The organism is Microbacterium sp. Y547 (assembly GCF_057669785.1).
Window position 1 is genome coordinate 112,946 of sequence record NZ_JBYHFN010000006.1, and the last position, 21,213, is coordinate 134,158.

At 70.1% G+C, this 21,213-nt stretch carries 17 protein-coding genes; 8 read left to right on the top strand and 9 right to left on the bottom strand.

All coding sequences use genetic code 11. The features are described from left to right. The first annotated feature begins 57 nt into the window (after nt 1-57). The 3 genes from galT to AC25Y0_RS11330 all read left to right on the top strand — a co-directional run bounded on the left by galT (nt 58) and on the right by AC25Y0_RS11330 (nt 3,342). Nucleotides 58-1,245: a galactose-1-phosphate uridylyltransferase gene (galT, locus tag AC25Y0_RS11320; protein WP_488121815.1), complete on the top strand. Its 1,188-nt coding sequence runs from the start codon at nt 58-60 to the stop codon at nt 1,243-1,245. After that, nucleotides 1,242-2,423: a galactokinase gene (gene galK / locus AC25Y0_RS11325; protein WP_488121814.1), complete on the top strand. Its 1,182-nt coding sequence runs from the start codon at nt 1,242-1,244 to the stop codon at nt 2,421-2,423. The genes galT and galK overlap by 4 nt, the downstream gene beginning before the upstream one ends. Nucleotides 2,424-2,505: 82 nt before the next feature. Then, complete coding sequence (locus tag AC25Y0_RS11330; RefSeq protein ID WP_488121813.1) at nt 2,506-3,342, top strand: alpha/beta fold hydrolase; 837 nt, start codon at nt 2,506-2,508, stop codon at nt 3,340-3,342. A 48-nt stretch (nt 3,343-3,390) separates the two neighbouring features. Here AC25Y0_RS11330 and AC25Y0_RS11335 read toward each other — a convergent pair whose 3' ends face one another. The 4 genes from AC25Y0_RS11335 to lplAB form a co-directional block, all read right to left on the bottom strand. Beyond that, the gene (locus tag AC25Y0_RS11335) at nt 3,391-6,906 is read right to left on the bottom strand and encodes a S8 family serine peptidase (protein ID WP_488121812.1); all 3,516 of its coding nucleotides are present in this window, start codon (nt 6,904-6,906) and stop codon (nt 3,391-3,393) included. A 145-nt stretch (nt 6,907-7,051) separates the two neighbouring features. Further along, the gene (locus AC25Y0_RS11340; RefSeq protein WP_488121811.1) at nt 7,052-8,041 is read right to left on the bottom strand and encodes an LLM class F420-dependent oxidoreductase; all 990 of its coding nucleotides are present in this window, start codon (nt 8,039-8,041) and stop codon (nt 7,052-7,054) included. Nucleotides 8,042-8,124: 83 nt separating this feature from the next. Beyond that, a complete protein-coding gene (locus AC25Y0_RS11345; RefSeq protein WP_488121810.1) occupies nt 8,125-9,150 on the bottom strand; it encodes a DNA-methyltransferase in 1,026 nt (341 codons plus the stop codon). Continuing rightward, nucleotides 9,129-10,178, bottom strand: coding sequence for a lipoate-protein ligase LplAB (gene lplAB / locus AC25Y0_RS11350; RefSeq protein WP_488134680.1), 1,050 nt, complete (start codon nt 10,176-10,178; stop codon nt 9,129-9,131). The genes AC25Y0_RS11345 and lplAB overlap by 22 nt, the downstream gene beginning before the upstream one ends. A gap of 228 nt (nt 10,179-10,406) precedes the next feature. Here lplAB and AC25Y0_RS11355 point away from each other — a divergent pair, with 228 nt between their 5' ends. Then, nucleotides 10,407-11,921: a DEAD/DEAH box helicase gene (locus AC25Y0_RS11355; protein ID WP_488121808.1), complete on the top strand. Its 1,515-nt coding sequence runs from the start codon at nt 10,407-10,409 to the stop codon at nt 11,919-11,921. 72 nt (nt 11,922-11,993) lie between these two features. On the opposite strand, the gene AC25Y0_RS11360 is transcribed toward AC25Y0_RS11355, so the two are convergent. Further along, nucleotides 11,994-12,857 carry an alpha/beta hydrolase gene (locus AC25Y0_RS11360; protein ID WP_488121807.1) on the bottom strand — a complete coding sequence of 288 codons (864 nt, stop codon included), beginning with the start codon at nt 12,855-12,857 and terminating at the stop codon, nt 11,994-11,996. Nucleotides 12,858-12,926: 69 nt separating this feature from the next. Between AC25Y0_RS11360 and AC25Y0_RS11365 the strand changes: the two genes are divergently transcribed. Then, the gene (locus tag AC25Y0_RS11365; protein WP_488134681.1) at nt 12,927-13,343 is read left to right on the top strand and encodes a MarR family winged helix-turn-helix transcriptional regulator; all 417 of its coding nucleotides are present in this window, start codon (nt 12,927-12,929) and stop codon (nt 13,341-13,343) included. After that, the gene (locus AC25Y0_RS11370) at nt 13,340-14,716 is read left to right on the top strand and encodes an MFS transporter (protein WP_488134682.1); all 1,377 of its coding nucleotides are present in this window, start codon (nt 13,340-13,342) and stop codon (nt 14,714-14,716) included. Before AC25Y0_RS11365 ends, AC25Y0_RS11370 begins: the two co-directional genes overlap by 4 nt. Nucleotides 14,717-14,803: 87 nt before the next feature. Here AC25Y0_RS11370 and AC25Y0_RS11375 read toward each other — a convergent pair whose 3' ends face one another. Next, the gene (locus AC25Y0_RS11375) at nt 14,804-15,823 is read right to left on the bottom strand and encodes a LacI family DNA-binding transcriptional regulator (protein WP_488121804.1); all 1,020 of its coding nucleotides are present in this window, start codon (nt 15,821-15,823) and stop codon (nt 14,804-14,806) included. Nucleotides 15,824-15,988: 165 nt separating this feature from the next. Between AC25Y0_RS11375 and AC25Y0_RS11380 the strand changes: the two genes are divergently transcribed. Both AC25Y0_RS11380 and rhaI read left to right on the top strand, forming a co-directional pair. Then, nucleotides 15,989-16,366 (top strand): L-rhamnose mutarotase, encoded by a 378-nt coding sequence (locus tag AC25Y0_RS11380; RefSeq protein ID WP_488121803.1) that lies wholly within the window; start codon nt 15,989-15,991, stop codon nt 16,364-16,366. After that, nucleotides 16,363-17,529: an L-rhamnose isomerase gene (gene rhaI, locus AC25Y0_RS11385; protein WP_488134683.1), complete on the top strand. Its 1,167-nt coding sequence runs from the start codon at nt 16,363-16,365 to the stop codon at nt 17,527-17,529. The genes AC25Y0_RS11380 and rhaI overlap by 4 nt, the downstream gene beginning before the upstream one ends. Before the next feature lie 51 nt (nt 17,530-17,580). On the opposite strand, the gene AC25Y0_RS11390 is transcribed toward rhaI, so the two are convergent. The 3 genes from AC25Y0_RS11390 to AC25Y0_RS11400 all read right to left on the bottom strand — a co-directional run bounded on the left by AC25Y0_RS11390 (nt 17,581) and on the right by AC25Y0_RS11400 (nt 21,189). Next, nucleotides 17,581-19,005 (bottom strand): xylulokinase, encoded by a 1,425-nt coding sequence (locus AC25Y0_RS11390; RefSeq protein WP_488134684.1) that lies wholly within the window; start codon nt 19,003-19,005, stop codon nt 17,581-17,583. After that, nucleotides 19,002-20,057, bottom strand: coding sequence for an NAD(P)-dependent oxidoreductase (locus AC25Y0_RS11395; protein ID WP_488134685.1), 1,056 nt, complete (start codon nt 20,055-20,057; stop codon nt 19,002-19,004). Before AC25Y0_RS11395 ends, AC25Y0_RS11390 begins: the two co-directional genes overlap by 4 nt. A gap of 133 nt (nt 20,058-20,190) precedes the next feature. Next, nucleotides 20,191-21,189, bottom strand: a complete 999-nt coding sequence (locus AC25Y0_RS11400; RefSeq protein ID WP_488121799.1) for a sugar ABC transporter substrate-binding protein — start codon at nt 21,187-21,189, stop codon at nt 20,191-20,193. Between the last annotated feature and the right edge of the window lie 24 nt (nt 21,190-21,213).

Here is a 21,213-nt window from a genome sequence, read left to right on the forward strand (position 1 = left end):
TCCGCGTACAACTCAGGAGTGTTGACGTTACCACGGGTTCGCGGGTACCGTGTTGACGTGAACACTCCGGAGAACGACACCCCCGCGGCCGGCGAAGTGCTCGGCGCCGGTGTCGTCAAGCGGTCCACCGTCCTCGCCGACGGCCGCGAACTCATCTACTTCGACGACCCCGACACGACCCTCGGCCCGGAACGCGCCGTCGACGCCCGTGTGAGCACGCCTCGCCCACCGACAGCGTCGATGCGCCGCGACGTCCTCACCGGCGACTGGATTTCGATCGCCGCGGCGCGGCAGAACCGCGCGTTCCTGCCCCCGGCCGAACTCGACCCGCTGGCCCCGCAGACTCCGACGAACCCGTCCGAGATCCCCTCGCGCTACAACGTCGCCGTCTTCGAGAACAAGTCCCCCTCGTTCGGCCCCGCCCTGGCCGAGGCGCACGGCGATGCGCCGGCCGCGATCGATCCTCCGCGCGGCACCGACGATCTGACGGCGCCCGGCCTCGGCCGCACCCGCACGTCGGTCGGTCGCTGCGAGGTCGTGTGCTTCAGCCCCGAGCACGAGGGGTCGTTCGGCACCCAGACCCGCACCCGCGCCCGCACCGTGATCGAGGCGTGGGCTGATCGCACGGCGGCACTGTCGGCCCTTCCCGGAATCGAGCAGGTGTTCCCGTTCGAGAACCGCGGCGAGGCGATCGGGGTGACCCTCGCCCACCCGCACGGTCAGATCTACGCCTACCCCTACGTCACTCCGCGCACCGCGACGCTTCTCGCCTCGATCCGGCGCGAGGGCGCCGACCTGTTCGAGCGGATCCTCGACTTCGAGCGGGCCTCCGAGCGCGTCGTGCTGGCGGGCGAGCACTGGACGGCGTTCGTGCCCTTCGCCGCGCGCTGGCCCCTTGAAGTGCACTTGCTGCCGCATCGCCACGTCGCCGACTTCGCCGAGACGAACGACGCCGAGCGCGACGAGCTCGCCCCCCTGTACCTGCGCCTCCTGCGCGGCATCGACGCCCTCTATGACACGCCGACGCCGTACATCGCCGCCTGGCACCAGGCTCCGGTGCACGAGGGCCGCGACACCGTGCGCCTGAATCTGCAGCTCACGAGCCCGCGTCGCGCCGCGGACAAGCTCAAGTACCTCGCCGGCTCGGAGGCCGCGATGGGGGCGTGGATCGGAGACATCCCCCCCGAGGTCGCCGCAGAGCGTCTGCGCGAGGCCGTCGCGACGATCCCCGAGGTGCAGGCATGAGCGCCGCGCGTGAGCTGTTCGAGACCGTCTACGGCCGCGAGCCCGAAGGCACCTGGTCGGCACCGGGACGAGCCAACCTGATCGGCGAGCACACCGATTACAACGACGGGTTCGTCCTGCCCTTCGCGATCCAGCACCGCACGCAGGTCGCCCTCGGCACCCGCGACGACGGCCGCATCCGCGTCGTCTCGCAGTTCCCGGGCGGCTCGCCGCACGACAGCGCGCCCGTCGAGCTCTCCCTGGCCGACCTCGACGCCCTTTTCCCCGCTCGTCGCGACGAGGTCCGCGAGTGGGCCCGATACCCGCTCGGCGTCGCGTGGGCGCTGATGCGTGCCACGGGCGTCGACTCCCCGACCGGCGTCGACCTGGCCTTCACGACCGAGGTCCCTGTCGGGGCAGGGCTGTCCTCGTCTGCGGCGATCGAAGGTGCGACCGCTGCCGCCCTCAACGACATCTGGCACCTCGGACTCGAGGGCGAGGCTCTGGCCCAAGCGGGTCGGACGGCCGAGAACGAAGCGGTGGGTGCGCCCACCGGGATCATGGATCAGATGGCCTCGATCAAGGGCCAGGCGGATGCCGCCATCTTTCTGGACTGCCGCACCCTGGACGCGACCGTGGTCGACCTCGGCTTCGCCGCTGCGGGCTTGCAGCTCGTCGTCATCGACACGGGCGTCCGGCATGCGCACGCGAGCGGAGGCTACGGCGAGCGCCGGGCGGCCTGCGAGCGCGGTGCCGCGATCATGGGCGTCCCGGCCCTGCGGGATCTGCAGCCCGCCGACCTCGGCCGCGCGCGCGACCTCATGGACGACGTCACCTTCCGCCGGGTCCGCCACGTCGTGACCGAGAACCAGCGGGTGCTGGACACCGTGCGCACGCTGCGCGAACACGGTCCCGCCGCGATCGGCGACCTCCTCATCGCCTCGCACGCCTCGATGCGCGACGACTTCGAGATCTCGGTGCCGGAACTCGACACCGCGGTCGATGCGGCGCTCGCGGCCGGGGCGATCGGTGCGCGCATGACCGGCGGCGGGTTCGGCGGCGCCGCCATCGCCCTCGTGCCGCACGACCGCGTCGACGCCGTCGCGGATGCCGCGCGGTCGGCGTTCGCCGCATCCGGTTTCACCGCCCCCACGGTGTTCACCGTGACGCCGTCCGCGGGCGCAGGCCGCGACGACTGACGCGGTCAAGGCCTGGCACTTCGCACCCACCGGCCCTAGCGTCAGATGGTGCCGGGATCCCGCCCGGCCGGAAGGAGTGACCGTGGCGCACATCACCGTCGGCACCGAGAACTCGGCCGACATCGACCTCTTCTACACCGATCAGGGCGCTGGCCAGCCGGTCGTGCTGATCCACGGTTTCCCCTTGGACGGAGAGTCGTGGGGCAAGCAGCAGGCAGCGCTGCTGGATGCGGGCTATCGCGTCATCGCGTATGACCGCCGCGGATTCGGCCGGTCGTCCAAAGCCGGCTCGGGGTATGACTACGACACCTTCGCCGCGGATCTGCACGCGCTGATGGACGACCTCGACCTCACCGACGCGGTGCTCGTGGGCTTCTCGATGGGAACGGGTGAGATCGCGCGCTATCTCTCGCGCTACGGCACCGAGCGTGTCGCGAAGGTCGCCTTCCTGGGCTCGCTCGAGCCGTACCTGCTCAAGACCGACGACAACCCCGACGGCGCCGGGCCGCAGGAATTCTTCGACGGGATCGCGCAGTCGGTGCGTGAGGACCGCTACGCCTTCGCGCGCGGATTCTTCGACGACTTCTACAACCTCGACCAGAACCTCGGCTCGCGCATCTCACAGGACGCCGTCGACGCGAGCGTGCAGGTGGCGAACACCGCCGGCAATACCGCGATCGCGGCAGCACCCCTCACCTGGCCGACCGATTTCCGGGCCGACATCCCCGCGATCACGGTGCCGGCACTCATCCTGCACGGCACCGCCGATCGCGTCCTGCCCGCCGACGCGACGGCGCGGCGCTTCCGTGACCTGCTGCCCGACGCGACCTACGTCGAACTCGAGGGTGCCCCGCACGGCCTGCTGTGGACCCACGGCGCCGAGGTCAACGACGCACTGCTGGCCTTCCTCGCCGCCTGACCCGACGGCAAGAGAAGGGGATGCCGCGAGTCGCGGCATCCCCTTCTCTCACTTGACCCTGATCTTCGTCTGCTCGGCAGGCGTCGCCCGCAGAGCGTCGGACTGCAGCGTCGCGAATGTCGACCACGTGCCCCACAGGAGCCCCTTGAGGGTGTAATCGAACGTCACGGTGCCACCCGCCGAGGGCGGGGCCGTCGTGACCCGCACCGTGTCGCCAGCGGCAGGAAGCGTCGCGAGAGTCGCCCCGCTCGTGCCGTCGCGGTTCTCAGCACCGACCGCGGTCGCAGCCCCCGCACTGCCGACGGCGGCGGCACCGTAGGCGAACGTGATGTCCTCCTCGCCTCCGAGCCGGATCCACACCTGGAACGTGTTCGTCGCGTTGCCGGCGTACGTCGGCACGCCATTCCAGTCGACGACGAGCCACGACGACACCCCGTCGGTCAGCGATCCGACGCGCAGCGCGCCGCCTGCCGCGGGGTCAAGGTCGGTCCACAGCGGAGCGAGCACGTTGTTCGGCGCGACGGGATTGGGGATCCCGTTCGGCTCGAAGCGGTGGTCGGCGGCCGCGCCACCCCCGACGACGACGTAGCCGTTCGAGTCGACCCCCACCTGCGTGTACGTCTCGCCTCCGTAGGGGAAGGCGGGCACGGTGAAGTTGAGCATCTCCTCGTCGCCGATCGGCGTCGGAGAGATGCCGAACAGCGACAGCGGCAGGTAGCCGCCGCCGGGCGTCGATCCGGGGGCGACGAGCGCGACGGACGAGACGGTCGGCGGGATCGCCGGCGCCAGGGTGCCGCTCCACTTCGCTCCGAGCAGCGTCTTCTTGGCCGGCGCCGTGGCCGAACGCACCTGCAGCAGCGGACTCGCCGCGACGTCGATCTTGGCGGAGACCTCGACCGGCAGGTAGTTCGACGCCGTGACGGTGCACGTCGTCGTGGAGCCGCGCGTGATCGTCGTCGGATCGCACGTCTGGGAGAAGGTCACCTCGGCCTCGCCGACGTTGGCCGCCACGGGCAGCACCACGGGGTTCCCCGTGCGGGGCGTGATCGTGATCTGCCCCTCGTGCCACCCCTCGGTCGCCTTGAGCGCGTCGAGGACGATCTTGAGGTCTCTGGATTTCTTCGGCGCCAGCGAGAAGCTGGAGGGGATGACGGTGATCCGCACCCCCTCGGCGCTCGTGGCCTTCACCGTGAACTGCTGCGTCTTGCCGCTCACGTTCGTCACGGTGCGCGTGGTCGCGATCGCTCCGGGGAGCGGGTCGACATAGACGCTCGGGATGTTGAGGTCGACACGGTGCAGTGGATCGGTCGCGCTCGCGGCGAAGTCGGCCGCCGATTCGCTGATCGTGAGCACGGGCGCAATGGCCCGGTCGGCGCGGATCGATCCTGCGCCGCGGTCGAACACACCGGCGGGCGAGCCGTCGACGTTCACGACCGACTGCAGCGACGAGGTCATGAGCGCGGATTTGATCTGACCCGGCGTCCACGACGGATACGCCGCCTTGACGAGTGCCGAGACCCCCGCAGCGTGCGGCGCCGACATCGACGTGCCCGCGATGGCCTGGTACTGCTCTCCCGCAGGACCGCTCGAGATCTCGGACGGTGTCGGCGTGTGCCCCGCGATGACCTGCACGCCGGGCGCCGTGACATCGGGCTTGAGGAAGTCGCCGGCGGGACCGCGCGAGCTGAACGCCGCCATGACGTCACCCGGCGAAACCGTGGCGGTGCCGGCCGCCCACGTCGCCGTCGCTCCCGCGTTCGCATCGAGGAACGCCACGAGGTCGCCGTTGGGCCCCTCGAGCTGGATGGTCGGAAGGAAGTGGTTGTCCGTCTGCAGATCCTGCGGTTGGGGGTTGATGAGGATCATGCCCGCCGCCCCTCCCTGCAGCGCGTAATACCCCTTCTCGACCCGTCCGCCGCTGTTCGCGCCGCCGCGGACGCAGAGCACGACCTGTCCGGCGACCGACCCGGGTGCGAACGGCTTGTCGCAGTACTCCGTGCCCGGGTAGCCGGCGACGTTCTTCGTCTGGACGACGGGTGCGTCGGTGACCCCGGCGGTGATCGTCGTGCCGGGCTTGACGAACGTCTCGCCTGCGGCGCCTGCGAGCACGAGAGTCGAGGTGAAGGCCCGGTCCGACGTCGAGGCGGCGACGGTCGTCGTCCACGGGCTCGCGTGGTCGAGCGTCGAGGCGCCCGGCCCCGAGTTGCCCGCCGACGAGTTGACCGTGACTCCCGCCGCGAACGCGTCGAGGAACGCGAGCTCGACGGCGTCATACGGATTCTGGCTGCCGCTGATCGAGTAGTTGATGACGTCGACGCCGTCGAGAACGGCCTGGCCGATCGCGGCGAGCAGATCGCCGTCATACCCACCGAGCTCAGCGAGCGCCCGATAGGCGATGACGGATGCACCGGGGGCGACACCGCTGATCGCGCCCCGGTCGACGCCGAAGATCTCAGCCGATTCGACGTGGCTGCCGGCCGCCGTCGTCGCGGTGTGGGTGCCGTGGCCGTTGGCATCGCGCGCCGAGCAGACGTCGACCGTGCAGTACTCGCCCTCGAGGGCAGGTCCATGCAGCGAGACGTACGTGTCGAGAAAGGCGTGCGCGCCGATCAGCTTGTCGTTGCACTCGAACGCCGCGCCGACGCTGCCGTCGCCGAACTCGCACGCCCACGGCCCACCGTCCGGCCGGTCGATGCCGTTGTCGCGCAGCATCGGGTGCTCGGGCCAGATGCCCGTGTCGATGACGCCGATGATGACGCCTTCACCGGCCTTGTCGCGGCCGCCGAGCTTGGGCCAGACGGCATCCGCTCCGATGAACGTCGTCGCGTCGGCATCCGGCGCGGGCGTCGTGGGGGGCAGGGTGACCGCGGCCCGCGGGGCGACGGGGGTCGCCGGCGGCTTCGTCGCGGGGGCTTTCGTGGCCGGGGCCTTCGCCGGGGCCTTCTCAGGCGTCGGCGTCGGGGTCGACGGCTCGGGGGTCGAGAGCGGGTCGGCGGCCGGGGTCGCGGCATCCGACTGGCGCAGCTCGTTCTCTTGCACGGCGGCGACCGATCCCAGGGCGAGGACATCCTTCGCGCGGTTCGCCGGGATCGTCATGGCGTAGCCGCCGTACACCGTCGCGTAGGTGGCGATCATGCGGGCATCCGGCACGAGGGCGAGCGCGTCGGCCTGCGCCGCCGCGATCTGGGCTTCGACGTACTCGGCGTAGCGCGCGACCGCGGCACCGCCGTCAGCGAGGGAACGCCCCGTCACCTCAGGGCTCGTCGCGTTGTAGCCGTCGACACCGCCGGCGTACGAGGCGACCGGGTCGACGTCGACTTTGACGAGCACCGGCACGACCGCGGCGTCCGAGCGCGCGAGCAGGTCGTCATCGCTCTTCGCGAGGTTGCCCGACGCGGATTTCGCACCGACGTGCGGAGGTCCGTCCGGCGCGATCGGCGACGCGGTGAAGTCCGACGGCGGCGGTGCTGCCGACGCGGGTACGGCGATCGCGCTGACCAGCAGCCCCACCACAGATACACCGACGATGACGGCGCGAGCGTGGCGAAAACGGGAATTGCTCATGGCACTCCTCAGAGGTGATCTGCGAAACGCGCCGAGCTTGGGGGAACAACATGGCGTCCCGCTGTGCAACGGAGAATAAGCCCATTCCGTCGCGGGCACCAGAGGCCAAGGCCAGTCCGCACCCAGGTCCCCCCGAGCGACCGTGTCAGCTGAGCGCGGGGATGACCTCGCGCTCGAACAGCTCCATGCCGGAGAGGTCGTAGGCCGCCTCGGGGAAGTAGTGGATCGCGTAGTCCATGCCGTGCGCGGCGCGCTCGGCCAGCCGCTCGGCGATCTGCTCGGGCGTGCCGAACGCGGGCGACGCGAGGTAGTCGCGCTCGACAGCCGCGGTGTGCTCGTCGCCGAGGTGCGGGCGCAGTCGGTCGATCACCGCGGCCAGTCGATCGCGGACCTCTGCTTCGGTCGCCCCGATGATCGTGTTGAAATTGGCACTGCGCGTGATCTCACCCGGGTCGCGGCCGATGCGCTCGCAGTGCCCGCGCAGCACGGCGCTCTTGTGGTCGAAGACATCGAGGTCGTTCGCCCCGAAGTTCGTGTACGAGGCATACGTCGCCGCGATCTTGAGCGTCACCTTCTCGCCGCCGCCGGCGATCCACATCGGGATGCCACCGTCCTGTACGGGGAGCGGCTGCACGATCGCCCCGTCGACCTGGTAGTGCGTGCCGTCGAGCGTGGCGCTGCCGGTGGTCCAGGCCTGTCGCATGATGTCGACGCCTTCGCGAAGCATCCCGAGTCGGTCGCCGATGGCGGGGAACCCGTAGCCGTACGCGCGCCATTCGTGCTCGTACCAGCCGCCGCCGATGCCCATCTCGAGGCGTCCGGCCGAGACGTGGTCGATCGTCGCGGCGACCTTCGCGAGGTAGGCGGGGTTGCGGTACCCCATGCAGGTGCACATCTGTCCGAGGCGGATGCGGCTGGTCGAGGCGGCGAAGGCCGCCATGAGCGTCCACGCCTCGTGCGTGGCCTCTTCGCTGGGCACGGGCGTCGTGTGGAAGTGGTCGTACACCCACAGCGACTCCCACGGACCCTCGTCGGCGCGACGCGCGAGGGAGTCCATGACGCCCCACTGCTCGGTGGGGTCGATGCCCACGAGGTCGAAGCGCCAGCCCTGGGGAATGAAGGTTCCGAATCGCATGGGGCCGAGCCTACCGAGCGGGGGCGTCGACAACTCCGGAGAAAACGCCGTTTCGGGTCTGGGCTGCCGCCCCGACCCACCCCTCATCCGGAGTAGTCGACCACCGTGGCGTGCGCCATGCGCTTGCGCATCACCGCGATCGCGTCGGGGTTGTCGTCGACGAGCACGGCGTGGCGACCGAGCGCGACCGCGACGGCTCCGGTCGTGCCCGACCCGGCGAAGAAGTCGAGCACACGGTCTCCGGGGCGGCTCGAGGCCTGCACGATGCGACGCAGGATCCCCTCGGGCTTCTGCGTCGGGTAGCCGGTCTTCTCGCGCCCGCTCGTGGGCACGATGGTGTGCCACCACACGTCGGTCGGCAGCTTGCCGCGCGCGACCTTCTCGGGCGTGACCAGGCCCGGCGCCATGTACGGCTCGCGGTCGACCGTCTCCGAATCGAACCAGTACGCGTCGGGGTTCTTGACGTAGACGAGGATCGTCTCGTGCTTGGTCGGCCAGCGGCGGCGCGTCTTCGCCCCGTAGTCGTACGCCCAGATGAGTTCGTTGAGGAACCGGTCGCGCCCGAACAGCGCGTCGAGCAGCACCTTGGCGTAGTGCGCTTCGCGGTAGTCCAGGTGCAGGTAGAGCGTGCCGTCGTCGGCGAGCAGGCGCCACGCCTCTTCGAGCCGCGGCTCGAGGAACCCCCAGTAGTCGTCGAACCGGTCGTCGTAGGCGCGCAGGTCACCCCGCAGCCGCTCATAGTCACGGCCGTGGAACCCCCGACGCACGACTCCGCGCTCCCCCTCGCCTGCACCCTCCGCACCGGCGGACGGCACCGGGTCATCGACACCGGGGGCATCAGCCACCGTCAGGGGGTCTGCCGCGAGGGGGGCGGATGCCGCCGGCCGAGGCACGCGCGCCGTTTCGAGCGCGCGCTCACGCTGGCGTCCCGTATTGAACGGCGGATCGAGGTAGATGAGCGTGAACGAGCCGTCGTCGAAGCCGCGGATCACGTCGAGATTGTCGCCGTGGTGGATCGTGACCGACCCTGCGGCGAGCGCGGGGACCGACGCCGACGCCGGGAGGGAGCCCGGGGCGGGGGCCGCGGTCACGGCACGCGCTGCAGCCACGCGTCGGTGGCGAACTTCGACGCGACGAGTTCCTCGGCTGCGGCGTACTCGTCGTCCGAGATCGACCCCGGCACGGCGCCGTACAGGTTCGCGAAGGTCTCTTTGAACCGTTCGATGATCGCCTCGCGCGACAGGCCGGTCTGCCGGCGCAGGGGATCGACGCGCTTGGCCGCCGACGTCGTGCCCTTGTCGCTCAGCTTCTCGCGGCCGATGCGCAGCACCTCGGTCATGACCTCGCCGTCCATGTCATAGCTCAGCGTCGCGTGGTGCAGCACGCCGCCGTTGGCGAGCCGCTTCTGGGCGGCGCCGCCGATCTTGCCCTGCGGCGATGCGATGTCGTTGAGCGGCTGGTAGGTCGCCTCGACCCCGAGCGAGCGCAGTGCCTGCAGCACCCAGTCGTCGAGGAACGCGTACGAGTCCGCGAACGTCATGCCGGCGACGAGGGATGCCGGCACGTACAGCGAATACGTCACGATCGAGTTCGCCCCCATGAGCATCGCGCCGCCGCCCGAGATCCGGCGGACGACATCGAAGCCGTGGCGCGCAGCGCCCTCGGGGTCGACCTCGTTGCGCAGCGACTGGAACGACCCGATCACGACGGCGGATTCATCCCACTCCCAGATGCGCAGTGTCGGACGCCGGCGACCGTCGCCCACCCGCGTCGTGAGCACTTCGTCGAGCGCGAGGTTGAGCTGCGGAGAGACGGGGCGCTCGTGGACGATCTCCCAGTCGAAGTCCCGCCATCCCGGAGCCGTCACGAGCGCGCGGCGCACCGCCGTGCCGACCGATTCGGGCGTGAAGCCCAACAATTGGGCACCCTGGGGCAGCGCACCCCGCACCGCGGCGGCGATCGCCGCCACGTCGGACTCGACGGGCATCCCGTTGACGGCCGCGTCGATGTCGGCCAGAGCATCGTCGGGCTCGAGGAAGAAGTCGCCCGCGAGGTGGAAGTCGACGATCCGCCCATCGCGCTCTTCGAGGTCGACGACGACGAGCTTGCCGCCCGGAACCTTGTACTCACCGTGCATGGACCTCAGCCTACGGGCGGCCGACGCGCCGTCGCGCGGGTGGCTCGCAGGTTCGCGTCCGGCCGGACTGCTATCGTTGTGCCGCGGCCATGTGCCGTTGCGTCGTCGTCACGCTCCCCGGCATCCGAAGCCGTGGCTCATTACGAACGGCGAACCGATGCGCGATCCCGCGCCGTCGCCACCTCAGCACTGCTGCCTTTCCGCACGCGTGCACCACCGAAAGCACTCATGTCTTCTTTCCTCTCTCTCGGCGTGCCCGAGAACCTCGCATCCGTCCTCGCCGCTGATGGCAAGACCGAGGCGTTCGCCATTCAGCGCGACACGCTCCCGGACTCGCTCGCCGGTCGCGACGTGCTCGGCCGCGGCCGCACCGGCAGCGGCAAGACCATCGCGTTCGCGCTGCCCCTCGTCGCCCGCCTTTCCGGAGCAGGGGCAGCCAAGCGCCGCCCCGGTCGCCCCCGCGGGCTCGTCCTCGCCCCGACGCGCGAGCTTGCGACCCAGATCGCCGCGACGATCAAGCCGCTGGCCGACGCTGCCGGACTGACCGTGACAACCGTGTTCGGCGGCGTCAGCCAGAAGCCCCAGGAGCAGGCCTTCGGACGCGGCGTCGACATCGTCGTCGCGTGCCCCGGCCGCCTCGAAGACCTCATGAAGCAGGGCGTCGCCAAGCTCGATGCCGTCGAGATCGCCGTGCTCGACGAGGCCGACCACATGGCCGACCTCGGATTCCTCCCGGGTGTCACCCGCATCCTCGCCGCGACGCCGTCGGGCGGTCAGCGCATGCTCTTCAGCGCCACGCTGGACCGCGGCGTCGACAGCCTCGTGAAGCGGTTCCTCTCGAACGAGGTCCTGCACGAGGTCGACGAGGAGAGCGTCCCCCAGGGCGTCATGACGCACCGTGTGTTCGTCACGAACTCTGACGACAAGCTCGCGCTCGTGCGCCACCTCGCGTCCGGCCACGGGCGCCGCATCCTCTTCACCCGCACGAAGCACCAGGCCAAGAAGCTCGCGAAGCAGCTCACGGCAGCGGGCATCCCGTCGGTCGACCTGCACGGCAACCTCGGTCAGAACGCACGCGAGCGCAACCTCGCCGCGTTCGGCGCACCCGTCGAGAAGGGCGGCGTGCGCGTGCTCGTCGCGACCGACGTCGCCGCGCGCGGAGTGCACGTCGACGAGGTCGAGCTGGTCGTGCACGTCGACCCGCCCGTCGAGCACAAGGCGTACCTGCACCGTTCGGGTCGCACGGCCCGCGCCGGCGCCGAGGGCGTCGTCGTGACGGTCGCGACCGACTCGCAGCGCGGCGAGGTCAAGGACCTCCTGCGCAAGGCCAAGGTCACCGCGCCCCTCGAGGCCGTCCACGCCCAGCACGCCGCCGTCGCCGAACTGGTCGGCGAGCCCGCCCCGCACGTCACGCCGGCTCCCGTCCAGCCGCCGCAGCAGCAGCGCCCCTCGACCAAGAGGAAGCCCGCCGTCTCCGGTGAGAGCCAGGGCCGTCCGGCGCGTGGCCGTTCGGGCGGACGAGGCAAGAGCACGACGGATGCCGCGCGCCAGCCCGCTTCGGACCAGTCCCGCTCGGGCGCAGGACGCTCCGGCCAGGGTCGCGCACGCTCGTCCGAGCAGACCCGCAGTGCGGCTCCGGCCGTGCGCACGGGAACCTCGTCGAGCCAGCGCTTCACGACCGGTGCGACCGTCTCCGACATCCGCCGCAGCGCACGCACGCCGAACCGCCGCGCCCGCGGCTGAGCACAGCATCCTGAGACACCGCGGTGTCTCACCCACGACGACGCGCCGGGAGACCCCGGCGCGTCGTCGTGGTTATGCGGGGGTCAGTCCCCTCGCGGGCAGGCGGGCGTCGAGCCACGCGATCAGGTCGGCGCGCACCTCGGCCTGGCCGACCTCGTTGAAGATCTCGTGGCGGGCGTCGGGGTAGACGAGCGTCGTGACGTCGGTCAGCCCTGACCGCTTGCGGTACGCATCGGCGAGGCGGTGCACGCTGCGCGGCCCGCCGACCGTGTCGTCGCGGCCCACCATGAGCAGCACGGGCACGTCGTGCCCGAGATCCCGGCGCGGCAGCCCGTACAGGCGCGCCGCGTCGCGCAGCCCGAACAGCTTGAGCAGCGGGGTCGTCGTGGTGAGGGGGTCGTCGAGGAACGCCGCTCCCACGGAGAGATCCGACGACAGCCACGCGGTGCCCGTGGCATCCTTCGCCTTCCACGGCGCGTTGAGGTCGCCCCCGTTGAGCGACCCCGGCCACCGCAGCGCCGACCCCGACAGCACGACGGCGTCGTACGCATCCGGGTGCGCGTTGAACAGCATCTGCGCGAGGAACGACCCCCACGAGTGACCGAGCAGCACGACAGGCAGCCCGGGGTTCTCCTCGCGGATCAGCTGCGTGAACTGCCACACGGCGGCGAGCGTGGCCGGCATCCCGCCCGGTCCGAGCCGGCCGAGCTTGGTCGCGTCGCCGTTCCACTGCCCCATGCCCGTGCGCCCGTGGCCTCGATGGTCGTCGGCGTACACCGCGTAACCGGCATCTGTGAGCGTTTCGATGAGGGCCGTGTAGCGCCCCGCGTGCTCACCGACGCCGTGCAGCAGCTGCACGGCCGCCCGAGCCTCACTCTTCGCGAGGTGGACGTCGTAGACGATCGGAACGCCGTGTGCATCGATGAACTCGGGCATGCGCTCGATTCTAGGCAGGCTGCCGCCGCATTTTTACTTAACAACGATAATGACCTATGCTAAGGACTTATGCCTGATCACGATGCCTCCGATCTGCGCACGGCTGTCTTCCGGCTCGCGCGGCGCATGCGCACCCAACGCGCCGTCGACACGATGAGCGATGGGCAGTACGCCGTGCTCGCAGCGCTGTGGGTGCACGGCGCACACACCCTGGGCGAGCTCGCCGACCGCGAGCACGTGTCATCCCCCGCGATGAACCGCACGGTCAACTGCCTGCAAGAGGCCGGCTACCTGCACCGCGCCGCCGACGCGACCGACGGCCGCAAGGTCGTCATCGACCTGACCGCGGAAGGCCGATCGGTCGTCGAAGAGACCTCTCGCCGTCGTGACGCCTGGGTCGACGCGGCCCTGGCAGACCTCACCGACGACGAACGGGCGACCATGGCCCGCGCGGCGGGGATCATGCAGCGGATGGTGACGCGATGAGCCGCAGACGCCGCGGCACCCCCGCGATGTTCCGCTCGTTCTCGGTCTTCAACTATCGCGTCTGGTTCATCGGCGCGCTCGTGTCGAACACGGGCGCCTGGATGCAGTCCACCGCCCTCAGCTGGGTCGTGCTGACCGAGCTGACCCCGAACGACGCCAGCGCGATGGGCATCACGATGGCGCTTCAGTTCGCTCCACCGCTTCTTCTCGTGGGCGTCACGGGCTGGGTCGCCGACCGATTCGACCGACGGCATCTGCTCATGGTCACGCAGAGCCTGCTGCTTCTGCTGGGCCTCGTGATCGGGATGCTGCTGCTCATGGGCGTCATGACCCTGCCACTCATGTACGCCTTCGCGCTCGCGCTCGGCGTCGTCGCCGCTTTCGACAATCCCGCCCGCCAGGCATTCGTGTCCGACCTCGTGACGCGCGAGAACGCTTCGAACGCCGTCGCGCTCAACGCGGCGTCCTTCAACGGCGCGCGCATGATCGGCCCGGCCGTCGCGGGCATCGTGATCGTCGCGGTGGGCACGGGCTGGGTGTTCGTCGTCAACGCTGTGACGTTCATCGCCATGATCGCCGCGCTGCTGCTCATCCGCACCGACGAGCTCGTCCCGCGCGTGCGGGCACCGGGGGCGTCGCGCCTGGCCGACGGCTTCCGCTATGTCGCGCGCCGCCCCGACCTCGTCGTCACGTTCGCGATGGTGTTCCTCATCGGGGCGTTCGGCATGAACTTTCCCATCTTCGCCTCGACCATGGCCCTCGAGTTCGGCCAGCAGGCCGACGGCTACGGCCTTTTGAGCTCGATCCTCGCGATCGGTTCACTGTCGGGTGCACTGCTCGCCGCCCGACGCGACCGTGCGCGCATCCGCGTCGTCATCGCGGGCACGCTGCTGTTCGCGACGGCGGCATCCGTGTCGGCCTTCATGCCGACCTACTGGACGTATGCCGTGACACTCATGTTCACGGGATTCGCCGTCGTCACGATGCTGACGACCGCGAACGGGTACGTGCAGACGACGACCGATCCTGCGCTTCGCGGTCGCGTGCTCGCGCTCTACATGGCGATCCTGATGGGCGGGATGCCGGTGGGCGCACCCATCGTCGGATGGGTCGCCGCCGAGTTCGGCCCGCGCTTCGCCATCGGCCTCGGCGCCCTCGCCGGCTTCGCGGCATTCTCGATCGGCGCGATCTGGATGCTCGCGTCGGGGCGGCTCAAGCGCCGCAAAGACAGCCGCTTCCGCCTCACGATCGACGAGACGCTGCCGCTCACCGTCGTCACTCAGCCCTCGCCGGAGGAGTTCAGCGACGAGGTCGCCCAGACGACCCCGATCGGCGTTCCCTCCCCGCATCACCGCCCGCCGGAAGGGCGCTGAACCGGGCCGACGAGATCGCGACGCGCGGACGAGACGAGGCGACCCCGCCGACTCGGCGTCGCCGGCTCTCGGGAGAGGGTCAGCGAGTCAGGACGAGACGGCGTCGGCGCGACCCGTCGACTCGCGGATGACGAGTTCGGGCTGGAAGACGATCTGCGCTCGGGAGCCGCCGGCGTCGACCTCTTCGAGGAGAAGCTCCACGGCGCGGAAGCCGATGAGCTCGCTCGGCTGGCGGATCGATGACAGCGGCACGACGGCGGCGGCGGCGAAGTCGATGTCGTCGTAGCCGATGATCGCGATGTCGCCGGGCACAGAGGCACCGCCGAGCATGACGAGCGCCTGGAGGACCCCCATGGCGAGCAGATCGTTCCCCGCGAAGACGGCGTCGGGACGATCGCCGGGGGCACGAGCGTGCAGGCGTTCCCCCGCGGCGCGGCCGGCCAGCACGCTCATCGCGGGGGTCTCGATCACTTCGAGAGTCGCCCCACCGTGCGCCTCGACAGCGCGTCGTGCTCCTTCGAGGCGGTCCGCCACCTGACGCACCGAGACAGGCCCCCCGATGAAGGCGATGCGGCGGCGTCCCGTCTCGAGCAGGTGCTCGACCGCGAGGCGGCCGCCGGCGACGTCATCGACGGAGACCGACGACACATCGAGGTCGTCGCTCGGGCGATCCACGAGGACCGTTGCGATGCCGCGCGCGCGCAGCCGCTCGAGCCTGTTCGAGATGTCGTCGACGGGGGTGATCAGCACACCCTGCACCCGCTGCTCTTCGAACAGATCGAGGTAGCCCGTCTCACGCGCCGGATCATCGTCGCTGTTCCCGAGCAGCACCGTGAGGTCGCTCTCGGCCGCGCGGCGCTCAGCTCCGCGGGCGACATCGGTGAAGAAGGGGTTGCGCACGTCGAGCACGACGAGCCCGATGCTTCGGCTGCGGCCGGCGCGAAGCTGACGCGCGGCGTCGTTGCGCACGAAGCCGAGGTGGGCGATCGCGGCGTGTACGCGCTCGACGGTCGCGGGGGCGACCCGTTCGGGCCGGTTCAGCACGTTCGAGACCGTGCCGACCGAGACGGATGCCGCGGCCGCGACGTCTTTGATACTCACGGTCATCTGGGCTCCCGCTCGAATGCATGTGCAGTCCGGAGTTTATGCCACGTGTGCCGCTGCGACTCGCACCGCGGCGCCCTCGAGGGCCCCGGCTTGCGGATCATCCCCGGGCCCTCTAATCTTGAAACGATTCATGAGCGGGTGCCGCTTCGCTGAGAGGATCTGTCGATGTCGAATCTGAGATCACCCCAGCGCGTGTGCTTCCAGCTGCAGGTGCGCCCCGAGCTCCTCGACGAGTACATCGCGCTCCACAGTCCGGTGCATCCCGAGATGCTCGCCGTGATCGCCGCCGCCGGCCGGCGCAACTACTCACTCTTTGTCGGCGACCAGGGCACCCTCATCGGTTACTACGAGACCGACGACGACGCTGCCGCGCAGGCCTACCTCGCCGCGTCGCCGGTCGCCGCCGCGTGGGAAGCCGAGATGGCCCGCTTCTTCGTCGATCTCAGCGGGCGCCCCGACCAGGCGGCGACGCCGCTCGATGAGATCTTCCACCTTCACGACCAGCTGGCCGCGGCCTCCGAGAACGAAAGCTCCGCATCATGACGACGCTGACCCCCGAGATCCTCGCAAGCCTCGAACGCCAGGGCATCGAGCTGCCCAGCTGGGCATTCGGCAATTCCGGCACCCGCTTCAAGGTCTTCACGACCCCGGGAACCCCCCGCGACCCGTTCGAGAAGATCGCGGATGCCGCAGAGGTGAACCGCGTGACCGCTCTCGCCCCCGCTGTCGCACTGCACATCCCGTGGGACAGAGTCGATGACTATTCCGCGCTGCGCCGCCATGCCGAGGACCTCGGCGTCGAGATCGGCACGATCAACTCCAACACCTTCCAGGACGACGTCTACAAGTTCGGCGCCCTGACCCATGAAGATGCAGCCGTGCGCCGCAAGGCGATCGACCACCACCTGGAGTGCATCGACGTCATGGATGCCACGGGCTCGCGCGACCTCAAGATCTGGCTCGCCGAGGGCTCCAACTATCCCGGCCAGGCGGACCTGCGCGGCCGCCAGGACCGCCTCCAAGGGTCGCTGCAGGAGATCTACGCGCGCCTGTCCGGCGAGCAGCGGCTCGTGTTGGAGTACAAGTTCTTCGAGCCGGCTTTCTATCACACCGACGTCCCGGACTGGGGAACCTCGTACGCGCAGGTCGCGGCGCTCGGAGAGCGCGCCATGGTGTGCCTGGACACGGGCCACCACGCACCCGGCACCAACATCGAGTTCATCGTCATGCAGCTGCTGCGCCTCGGAAAGCTCGGCTCGTTCGACTTCAACTCGCGGTTCTATGCCGATGACGACCTCATCGTCGGCGCCGCCGACCCGTTCCAGCTGTTCCGCATCCTGTTCGAAGTCATCCGCGGTGGCGCGCTCAACAACCCCGCCGTGACCTTCATGCTCGACCAGTGCCACAACATCGAGCAGAAGATCCCCGGTCAGATCCGCTCGGTGCTGAACGTGCAGGAGATGACGGCGCGCGCGCTCCTGGTCGACGGCGATGCCCTGTCGGCGGCTCAGAAGTCCGGCGACGTCCTCGCGGCGAACGCCGTGTTCATGGATGCCTTCTACACCGACGTGCGCCCAGCGCTCGCCCAGTGGCGCGAGTCGCGCGGACTGCCCGCCGATCCGATGGCCGCCTACGCGGCATCCGGATACCAGGAGCGCATCGAGGCCGAACGCGTCGGCGGCGTGCCGGCGAGCTGGGGCGCCTGAGGCAGCGACGAGAGAATTCGGCCGCCGCACCGGCGCGCGTTCGGGCGCGGGTCACGCGCCGCGGTTGATGCTCGCCAGTCGCGCGTAGCGTTCACGGGATGCCGCGTACGCGGCATGACGCTCCGGATCCGGTGCGAACCGGCGTTCGACGGCACCCGCGAGGGCACGGATGTCGGCGAGCGAAGAGATGACGCCCGTCGCCAGCCCCGCGAGAAGAGCCGCACCGTGCGCGGCTCCGTGGCCTTGCACCGGACGGTGCACCGGGATCCCGAGCACATCCGCCTTGATCTGCAGCCATGCGTCGGACGTCGCCCCGCCACCCGTGCTCGTGATGCTGTCGAGAGTGAACGCGTGGGCGCGCAGCGTGTCGAGGTCGTGCGCGAGTGCGAGCGAATTGCCCTCCATCGCCGCGATCATGAGGTCGATGCCGTCCGTCGTGAGGTCGAGTCCGTCGAGGATGCCGCGCGCCTCGATGTTCCAGCTGGGCGTGCGCTCGCCCGCCAGACTCGGCACCATGACCGCGCGCCCGGGGCGCGGGCGAGAGAGCAGGGCCCCGGCATCGCGGAGGTCGCGCGTCGGATCGAGCGAATTGACCCAGTCGACCGTCGCACCGGCCGTCACCTGAGCGGTGATGAGCAGGTCGACGCCGGGCACGCAGTGGCGGGAGTGGATGAAGCCGGGAACGCTCGTGCCTCGCGGCACCGTGAGCATCGTGACGCTCGAGAAGCCGGTCATGTCGACGAGGGGGTCGCCGACCGCGAGCGCGCCGGCTTCGAGCGCCGACCCGATCGCGTCGATTCCGCCCGCGACGACGGGGGTTCCCACGGGGATTCCGGTCGCGGCGGACGCCGCCTCGGTCACACCGCCGACGACAGCCGATGCGGAGACGATCGGCGGAAGGTATCGGAGTGAGGGCACGGCCGCGCGCAGGTCAGGGGCGAAATCCCCGCGCTCCTCGTCGAAGCCTTGCATGAGCGACGCCGTCGTGTCGTCGAGTGAGGCGACCCCGGTGAGGCGGAAGACGATGAATCCGTTGGCCGAGAGCACGTGCGCCGCACGGCTGAGCACATCGGGCCTGTGCTTGTCCCACCAGGGCAGCTTCGCGGTACCGAAGAACGGGTCTGCACTGTTGCGGGACCGGGGGGCGAGACGTCCGATCTCGGCCGCCTCCGCGGTCGCGCGACGGTCGAGCCACGTGAGCGCGCGCCCGGTCGGTTCGCCATCGGCGTCGACCGCGACGAACGTGGGCGCCTGGCTCGTCACCGCGACGGCTGTCACCGTGCGGCCTGCCGTGAGAGCGCTCGTCGCGTCGACGACGGCGCTCCACCACGACATCGCGTCCTGTTCGGCACCGGCACCGCTCGTCTCGGTCGGGTACGGCACCGACCGATCGGCGAGGCGCGTGCCGGCGGCATCCGTCAGAACGACCTTCGTCGAACTCGTTCCGACGTCGATGCCGAGGAGAACCTCGGTCACCGCGCGTCCGCCCGCGGCAGGTCGACGAGGGGATGCAGCAGCGGCTCGCCCGCGAGGTAGCGCCGCACCTCTTCGGCGACTCCGTCTGCCGCGCGCTGCGCGGTCTCCTGGCTCGCGCCCGCGATATGCGGCGTCACGACGACGTCGGCGTCGCTCTTCGCAAGCTCGAACAGACGGTGCCCGAAGTCGACGGGCTCGTCGGGGTACACGTCGAATGCGGCGCCGCCGAGGCGGCCGGCGTCGATCGACGCCGCGACGGCGTCGTAGTCGACGAGTCCGCCGCGCGCGGCGTTGACGAGAAGGGATCCCGGCTGCATGAGCGCGAGACGCTCGCTGTTGACCAGGTGTCGAGTCTCGGGCGTGAGTCGCGCGTGCACCGAGATGAGGTCGGCGCGGCGGAAGACGTCGTCGATGTCGGAGACGCGTTCGACGATGTCATCCAGGACACCGGCCGGAAGGTAGGGGTCGAACACGAGCACGCGTGCGCCCATCGCGGCGAAGACGCGGGCGACGTGCGCGCCGACGGCGCCGGCGCCCAGGAGGCCGACGACCGACCCGGAGACTTCGCGGCCCACCGCGTCCGAGCGGTAGAGGTCGCCGCGCCATTCGTCGCGGAGCATGCTGGCCTGGGCGAGGGGGATCCGGCGCAGCAGCGCGAGGGCGAGGCCGATGGACATCTCGGCGGTCGCAATGCCGTTGCGGCCGGGCACGTTTGCGACGGCGATGCCGAAACGTCGCGCCGCGTCGAGGTTCACGTTCGTGGGGCCGCCGCGCGAGACACCGATGATCTTCAGATCGGTGGATGCCGCGAGGACGCGCTCGGTGAGCGGCGCGAGCTGCGTGACGATCGCCGTCACTCCCTCGAGCGCCGCGATGATCTCGTCCTCGCTGCCGGAGGCCTCGTCGACCTCGCCGACCCGGCCGAAAGGCTCGTCGGGCCAGATGAACTCGAGCTCGGCGATGTCGAGGGGCTGAGGGATCGCCCGCTCGAGCGACGAGCGGAAGAGGCTGGATCGGATGAACCGGTCGCCCGCAGCGAGGATGCGCGGCATGATCTGTCCTTTCGCCGACGACGTCGCGTCGGCAGTCTGTCGTGAGGCGGGAGCCCCGCGGTTCGCCGCGCGGACGCGGCTTTGACGCGGTGGTGCCGCCCCGCCGGTGCATCATCGGCGGGGCGGCCGGCGATCATCCGCCGAAGACCTCGTCGTAGTACTCCTGAGCGTTGTCCTTGTCGATGACCGTGACCGGCATGAACTGGTCCTTCTCGATCTCCTCGCCCGCGAGGAGCGCAACTGCCATGTCGATCAGCGTGCGCCCGTGAGCCTTGCCGCCGCCCAGGCTGATGGTCGTCTTGGCGGGGTCGCCCTTCAGGATGTTCTGGATCTCGTTCTCGGTCGCGTCGATCCCGAAGAGACCGAACGACTCGTAGTCGGTGACACCGGCCGACTTGACGCCCTCGTTGCCGCCGACGGCGCCGCCGCCGCCGATCGTCGCGATGACCTTCATGTTGGGGTTGGCCTGCAGGAAGTTCTCGGCGTTCGAGACGCCGTCCTCTGCGGTCAGCGCGGGAGCCGTGGCGACGAGCTTCGCATTGGGCGCGAGCTCGGCGATGGCGTCCTTAATGCCGTTCGCGCGATCGATGATCTCGGGGAAGGTGGGCAGGTCCATGAGGCCCCACTCGACCGTCTCCGCGGCGTCGAAGTTGGCGTTGATCCACTTCGCGGCGGCCTCGCCGTTGGCGTAGCCGGTGTTGTAGGCATCGACGAGGTACTGCGCGTCGTAGTTGTCGAGGACCTGGGTGTAGCCGATGACGTCGATGCCGGCATCCTGCGCCCGCTTGGTCACGTCGACGAGAGCCTTCGAATCGACCGCGCAGATGATGATCGAGTCGACACCCTGCTGGATGAAGTTCTCGATCTGCGTGACCTGCTTCGATGCGTCGCTCGTCGCGTCGACGTAGGTGACCTCGAGCCCCTGCTCGGCGCCGTAGGACTCGGCCTCCTGCACAAGCTCGGCCCACACGGGGTTGCTCAGGTCCGAGAAGGTGATTCCGACGGTGTACGTGTCGGAGTCTCCGGCGGTCGATCCGCCGTCACCCGATCCGGGTGTCGTGACGGCGCCGGCGCAGCCGGTCAGGGTCAGGGCCGCCACGGCGGCGACGGCGAACATGCCGAGCTTCTTCATTGAGGTTCCTTTCATGGGGTTCGC

What these genes read in the sequence shown, in the direction of transcription:
- galK (WP_488121814.1), top strand. Translation starts at nt 1,242, where the DNA reads ATGAGCGCCGCGCGTGAGCTGTTCGAGACCGTCTACGGCCGCGAGCCC.
- AC25Y0_RS11335 (WP_488121812.1), bottom strand. Translation starts at nt 6,906, where the DNA reads ATGAGCAATTCCCGTTTTCGCCACGCTCGCGCCGTCATCGTCGGTGTA.
- AC25Y0_RS11340 (WP_488121811.1), bottom strand. Translation starts at nt 8,041, where the DNA reads ATGCGATTCGGAACCTTCATTCCCCAGGGCTGGCGCTTCGACCTCGTG.
- lplAB (WP_488134680.1), bottom strand. Translation starts at nt 10,178, where the DNA reads ATGCACGGTGAGTACAAGGTTCCGGGCGGCAAGCTCGTCGTCGTCGAC.
- AC25Y0_RS11355 (WP_488121808.1), top strand. Translation starts at nt 10,407, where the DNA reads ATGTCTTCTTTCCTCTCTCTCGGCGTGCCCGAGAACCTCGCATCCGTC.
- AC25Y0_RS11360 (WP_488121807.1), bottom strand. Translation starts at nt 12,857, where the DNA reads ATGCCCGAGTTCATCGATGCACACGGCGTTCCGATCGTCTACGACGTC.
- AC25Y0_RS11365 (WP_488134681.1), top strand. Translation starts at nt 12,927, where the DNA reads ATGCCTGATCACGATGCCTCCGATCTGCGCACGGCTGTCTTCCGGCTC.
- AC25Y0_RS11370 (WP_488134682.1), top strand. Translation starts at nt 13,340, where the DNA reads ATGAGCCGCAGACGCCGCGGCACCCCCGCGATGTTCCGCTCGTTCTCG.
- AC25Y0_RS11375 (WP_488121804.1), bottom strand. Translation starts at nt 15,823, where the DNA reads ATGACCGTGAGTATCAAAGACGTCGCGGCCGCGGCATCCGTCTCGGTC.
- AC25Y0_RS11380 (WP_488121803.1), top strand. Translation starts at nt 15,989, where the DNA reads ATGTCGAATCTGAGATCACCCCAGCGCGTGTGCTTCCAGCTGCAGGTG.
- rhaI (WP_488134683.1), top strand. Translation starts at nt 16,363, where the DNA reads ATGACGACGCTGACCCCCGAGATCCTCGCAAGCCTCGAACGCCAGGGC.
- AC25Y0_RS11395 (WP_488134685.1), bottom strand. Translation starts at nt 20,057, where the DNA reads ATGCCGCGCATCCTCGCTGCGGGCGACCGGTTCATCCGATCCAGCCTC.
- AC25Y0_RS11400 (WP_488121799.1), bottom strand. Translation starts at nt 21,189, where the DNA reads ATGAAGAAGCTCGGCATGTTCGCCGTCGCCGCCGTGGCGGCCCTGACC.